Raw genomic sequence first — 5,452 nt, 5'->3', positions numbered from 1 at the left:
CCGTCGCTTGGCGGTGGAGCTTCGGCAACAATTCGAGGAGGCACAAAGCTACCCCTTGAGCATGCTTTTTTGAAAAGGCGTCGAACCGAGTTACGGTTTTGCGCGCGTCATCATGCACAACGACCCCATGACCGTTGCTGGCATCGATTTCGACCAAGATTGTGAATTTATTCATGTCTTCATTTTAGGCGGTAATTGAAACGCAATTGCGACCGACATTCCAAATCTGGAATTATTTTCCGGCCCAGAGCGCGCGGAGCCACGGCTTTCCGGAGGTTTAAGGCTAAGCGCTTGGCGGTGTCGTCGTCGAAACCAACATACCCTTCAGTGCTCGCGTTTGGCCGGGTGGAATGTTAGCTTTTGGCGGCGCCAACAGCTCCGCCAACGCGGCGAGTTGCGCAGAATTGGCGCTTATGAGCTGATTAGCCTTATCCTGAAGAGCCTTGATGTTCGCCGCCGACGCGTTGTCCATAGCAGGATCGACTTGCTCGCCCTGCGGCGTTGGGCTCGCGAGAGAAGTATCGAACCGCCAATGGTTGTCTGCGAGAAGTTCGCTGACTTCAACGCATGTGGTCTGAGAGGCGCCATCCATCAGTATCGTGATCAGTGGCAGCGCCCACTGAACGTCTCCCCATGTCGCCGCCGCAACGGCGTCTATGCGCGAGGGTTCGCTGCCTGTGCCAATCGAGACAACCAAGAAGTTTTGCGCGCTATACAGCTTGTGTGCCTCTACTATAGCGCACATCGCCGGATTGTTGGCGAACACACCTCCGTCAATCATCGTGAACTGCTGCCCCGCTTTATTTAACAAGGCCTGCGGGGGGAAGTATGTCGGCGCCGCAGAAGTCGCTCGCGCCACGGCGCTCAATCGAAAATCATATTCGGCGGCTGTCGCGTCGCCCTCCAGCAAAACTCCGCGCGCTTGCCAGCTTCGGAAAAACATTGGCGCGCATGTGTTGCCGGGCGGATTCTCCTTGGGCAGGCCGATTGCATAGCTGGGGATCAGCAGTTCCGCTTTATCGCCGCTCGCGTTAATGTCTGAAAGGTGCGTCTTCTCAAACTCCTCGCCGAGAAGTGCAATCAACGCGTCAGGGCTATATCTAGGCCCCAAAATTCCACCGGGTGAGCCAGTAGCCGGATTAAAGATGTCCGCCCCGTGATCCACATAAAGGCTGGTGATTTCAGTAAGCGTCATTGGATTTGGCTTCGCGAGCCCACTCGCGATGATTCCGCCGGTGGAAGTCCCGGCTATCAAATGAAATACATCCTGCGCATTGCGGTCTTTAAGTAGTGCGCCCAGCACCATCGCGGGAATGATTCCGCGAATTCCGCCGCCATCAATCGAGAGAATTCTCACGACATCGTCTGACATGGACGCCTCCGTAACTTGATACGATTAGTGATAACGAAAATGAAGGGCTGTGGCTCGCAACGCGTGCGCCCTCTTTTTTAGCCCAAGAAGTTTGAAACGTCCTGCCGGGAACTAACGAGACACGAATGAAAGCAGCGCCTACGCGCGATCTCGTGACGAGTTGCCTACGTCGGACCCATCGAACCGTCGTCCTGCCGCATTCCCCTTGCCACAATCTTCAGTGCATCGTCTGCCAATGGCCTTTGAAGCGCCATAGCCTCAGCCGCCGACGCTCTGAGCCAAACGTCAATTTCTTCATCGTTGGTCAAGATGACCGGCATGGCTTTCGAATGGATCGGGGCGACAACGGCGTTCGGCTCAGTCGTCAGGAATGCGAACACGTCCGTCGTGACCTCTCCCTCCTTGGCCTTCCTAACCGACGTCCAGTTGGTCCATATGCCTGCAAACGCTACGAGAGGGCGGCTTTCGTCGAGCGCAAACCAGACCGGAGTTTTTTTGCCGTCAGGCCCGGTTTCATACTCAGAGAATGATGTGAATGGGACGACGCAGCGGTTTGCTGGCCCGAGCCACCGCCGCCAATGCGGAGAGGCCGTGTTGCGCACATTGGTGACGCCGGGATCAGTCGTCCTGCCCTTGAGCGCGAAGACGAGAGAAGGCATGCCCCACCGCGCAGTGGTTAATTCTCGGTCACCATCGGCGAGCCGGATTATCGGCGCTGGATAGTCCGGGAAAATGCCCGGCATGGGCGGCAAATTGCCGGTCCGGTCGCGAACGACGCGATAGATCGCTCGAATCGCGTCTTGTGGTTTAGTCATCGAATACAAATTGCACATCGGGCTATTATGCCAGTCTTGCGGCGAGTTGGCTAAACCACGGCCATCTTGCATGCGCCCAACTCTCTGTTGCTCCGGTCAGCTCGTCAGGGCGATGACGGGATTCGGCTCGTTGCGGTCTTCCGACATGATGGTCCCGCCATGGTCCAATATCGACCGGAAAGAATGCGTCGCACGGCCAAAAAGATGACAAAAATTGAATCCATTGGAGTCGTGGCGCATCAGTTTCGGCGTATTTTGCGCACTAGAAAAGGCAAATATGAAACATATTGTGGTGGTTTCTTCCTTCCTCCTCGCTACCCCGGCTTTTTCGGGGGATGTCTTGAGGTCTCCCGGCGTGACTGATCTTCAGCGCGTCATCGATGGGCGCCCCGATCCGAATTCACTATCGGCGGCAACGCTACCGCCCGAACATGGGACGACGCTTGAAAGTCAGGACAAAATGCCTCCGGGCGAAAGCTTATCGCCGAAATTGAACCCGCCAGGGCTTGAGTTCAAAAAGTCTTTCTGAGCCAGCGCGAAACCTCCACCAGAATCCGGAATTCAGCCACCCCGCCCTTGCTGGCGGCGCTCGTGACTTCCGCTTCCCGCAGTTTTTCGTCATTCGTAGGCGCAGCGACCCCGGGTTAGATTTCTGCCACCAGACACGATGCGCGAACTCTGTCGGACAAAGAGCTACAGCAGACCCTGGCACAGAAATCCCATGACGAGCAAGTCGGTCTGTACGGATCGTCGGCGATTAAATCACGATCCTCTCGATCTCGTCGAGGCTGACCGCATCGTCGCGCCGGTCGTAGAGCTGAGTAGTCCGCGTCGATGAGCCGTTCGCAGGCGATGCCCATCGGCAGAGATCGGCTCTGAGCGGACTCTAGCGGTACGTAAAGGGGGCTCCCCCAGAAAACATCGCAGATAAACTGATCACTGCCGTGAACCGACCAGCTACAATTTCCGCAAAGGAGAGCGCGATTTCCGTCCGCTATGGCTGGGATAAGCCCGAAGGCGACGTTCCCTATTGCTTGTCGTCCCAGAAATGCCAGAAGGCGTGCGCCTGTTGCTGTTGATGTTTCCGGATCAGCAATTCGCTGGCGGAAATCAGCGCGACGGCGCCGCCGACAACTAGATGGGCGATGACCGCCCGCCGGTCGCTGCCGAAATGAAAGAAGAACGGCGCCGCCGCCGTCAGCAAACCGAGCGCCAAATCGACTTCGCGAAAGGCGCGCGTATAGTTGCTGAGGGTGGAGATGACGCAGGCGCAAATGGCCAGACCGGCCACGATGCTCGTCGCCGTCGCGTCGTGATCGCCCGAATAGCCGAGGAGCCATGGCGCGGCGATCAGTAGGATCGCAAGAATGAGGATGACGCCGTCGAAACGCGACCGCGCGTCCGTAGAAGCCTGATCCAACATGGGGAACTCCCGTCAAAAGACCCATGGGACAAATCGAAAACTTCCCTGCTGGGTTCCTGCCGCGACGAAAATTTGATTGACCGGATGGACCTGAAGCTTGGCCTGCCTGTCTCGAACAGGCCAATCGACCGCAACGATCCCGGCCTGCGAAGGGCTCCTTACCGCCGTTCTGCGGATCGTGAGCGCTCAAATCACGATGCGCTCAATTTCATCGAGGCTCATCTCATCGTGACAACGGTCATAGAGCTGGGTCGTCCGGGTCGATGAATGGTTCGCCATGGCTGCGGCCTTTTCCAACGTCCCGCCATTTTTGAGATAAGCGGTGATACCGGTCGGAATAGAGGTCCCTTCGGCGCGCTGGTCGAGCCAGTCGAAAAACTCATGGGCTGCGTGCGCATACGCTCGGCGCGTGTTTGGGTTTCTGATGTTGGCCGAGAAGAATTCGAAAAAGCGGTAGGAGGCGCGCTCGCCGCTGGTGGCGACGAGGGCTGGGACGCGGTTGGCTGCGAAGAGAAGCAGTGCTGTCATGGCAAACGAAGGACGGGCTGGCGCGAATGCCGATCTCGGACATCGGCTATATCATCAATCATTCGCTTAAGTTCGCTGAGCGCTTTTTTGTCTTCGTCCGAAAGGGAGCTTTTATCGAAAAAAGAGCTTTGAACGAAATGCTTGACCAGAACCACGAGCGCGTCTTCGATGCGGCCAAGCTGCTTGCCGCAGCTTGCGGCTTCCGAGAGCACTCCCTGCTCAACGACTGGGTCCGAAGATTTGCCCATATTTACGTTGATGAGCCAGACCTGATTTCCAGTAGCGTTAAAAGGGACGTCCAAAAACTGAACGCTTGGGCGACAGGACCGGATAGCGGTAAATTAACATCGGGCATGAGGCGTCTTCCAAGCAGAAGATAAAGCATGTTATCAAATATAGAGGCCAAGGCCAAGTTCATGACCCAATTCACAACATTCGCTGCGCTGAGGTAACCGATGCGGTCGCAAATCGATGTTGCCGCGTCCACGGTGGTTTGGCTGTCGAGCGAAAAAGTTCGAGTGCTCGATTTGCGGGTCCGGGACATTTCATGCTTGTCCTGACGCGACGCGACGCGAACCGAACGACGTTCTGTGACCGCGTGTTTGTGGCCACTCTTGCTGCGCTATAGATAGTCGGGGTTGCTCAGGCCGCGACCGATACCGATATGGTTTCGGCAGGTGCATGCCAGAAATCGGGGACCAGCGATGTCTACTACCGACCGTGAAACCCATTGGGAAAGCGTCTACACGACCAAGGGCGAGACGGAGGTAAGTTGGTTTCAGGAAACCCCCGCGCCTTCCCTCGAATTACTCGGCCTCACAGGTGCGAAGTCCTCATCCGCCATCATCGACATTGGCGGCGGCGTATCTCGCCTTGTCGATAGTCTGTTGGCGAAGGGCTTCGAGAACGTCACGGTCTTGGATTTGTCCGCCGCCGCCCTCGTATCCGCGCGCGCTCGCCTTGGCAGCAAGGGAAACCGGGTCAAATGGATTGTGGCCGATGCAACCGAATGGCAGCCATCCGAAATCTACGATGTTTGGCACGACCGTGCCACGTTCCACTTTCTTACGGGCGAAAAGGAACAGAATGCATATATTCAACGCCTCAAGCATGCTCTGCGGGTCGGCGGATATGTGATAATCGGGACGTTCGCTCTCGATGGCCCCGAGAAGTGCAGCGGACTCCCGGTTGCGCGACACAGCGCCGAGAGCCTTGCGGCCTTACTCGGCACAGACTTCGCTTTGGTGGACAGCCGACGCCATGAACATTCAACGCCATGGGGCGCCGTGCAGAAGTTTCAGTTCAGCACTTTCC

7 protein-coding genes are annotated in these 5,452 nt (G+C 56.8%); 3 read left to right on the top strand and 4 right to left on the bottom strand.

Annotated elements, in window-relative coordinates; translation table 11 throughout:
- Window positions 1-283: 283 nt before the first annotated feature.
- The gene (locus ACLP2E_RS17435; RefSeq protein WP_442466663.1) at window positions 284-1,372 is read right to left on the bottom strand and encodes a patatin-like phospholipase family protein; all 1,089 of its coding nucleotides are present in this window, start codon (window positions 1,370-1,372) and stop codon (window positions 284-286) included.
- 164 nt (window positions 1,373-1,536) lie between these two features.
- Entirely contained in the window at window positions 1,537-2,205 is a 669-nt protein-coding gene (locus tag ACLP2E_RS17430; RefSeq protein ID WP_442466664.1) for an SOS response-associated peptidase, read from the bottom strand.
- A 196-nt stretch (window positions 2,206-2,401) separates the two neighbouring features.
- On the opposite strand from ACLP2E_RS17430, the gene ACLP2E_RS17425 reads away from it, so the two are divergent.
- Complete coding sequence (locus tag ACLP2E_RS17425) at window positions 2,402-2,716, top strand: hypothetical protein (protein WP_442466662.1); 315 nt, start codon at window positions 2,402-2,404, stop codon at window positions 2,714-2,716.
- Between the two features lie 498 nt (window positions 2,717-3,214).
- Here ACLP2E_RS17425 and ACLP2E_RS17420 read toward each other — a convergent pair whose 3' ends face one another.
- Window positions 3,215-3,610, bottom strand: a complete 396-nt coding sequence (locus tag ACLP2E_RS17420; protein WP_442466661.1) for an SPW repeat domain-containing protein — start codon at window positions 3,608-3,610, stop codon at window positions 3,215-3,217.
- A gap of 186 nt (window positions 3,611-3,796) precedes the next feature.
- Window positions 3,797-4,138, bottom strand: coding sequence for a hypothetical protein (locus tag ACLP2E_RS17415; RefSeq protein ID WP_442466660.1), 342 nt, complete (start codon window positions 4,136-4,138; stop codon window positions 3,797-3,799).
- On the opposite strand from ACLP2E_RS17415, the gene ACLP2E_RS17410 reads away from it, so the two are divergent.
- Both ACLP2E_RS17410 and ACLP2E_RS17405 read left to right on the top strand, forming a co-directional pair.
- Window positions 4,129-4,518 carry a hypothetical protein gene (locus ACLP2E_RS17410; protein WP_442466659.1) on the top strand — a complete coding sequence of 130 codons (390 nt, stop codon included), beginning with the start codon at window positions 4,129-4,131 and terminating at the stop codon, window positions 4,516-4,518. The genes ACLP2E_RS17415 and ACLP2E_RS17410 overlap by 10 nt on opposite strands.
- Window positions 4,519-4,842: 324 nt before the next feature.
- On the top strand, window positions 4,843-5,452 hold a 610-nt coding region (locus ACLP2E_RS17405; RefSeq protein ID WP_442466658.1), incomplete at its 3' end, for a class I SAM-dependent methyltransferase.

The sequence above is a fragment of the Rhodoblastus sp. genome (genome assembly GCF_052145335.1).
GTDB lineage: Bacteria > Pseudomonadota > Alphaproteobacteria > Rhizobiales > Beijerinckiaceae > Rhodoblastus.
The sequence above is the reverse complement of the archived record's forward strand: the minus strand, read 5'-3'. Positions and strand labels throughout refer to the sequence as shown.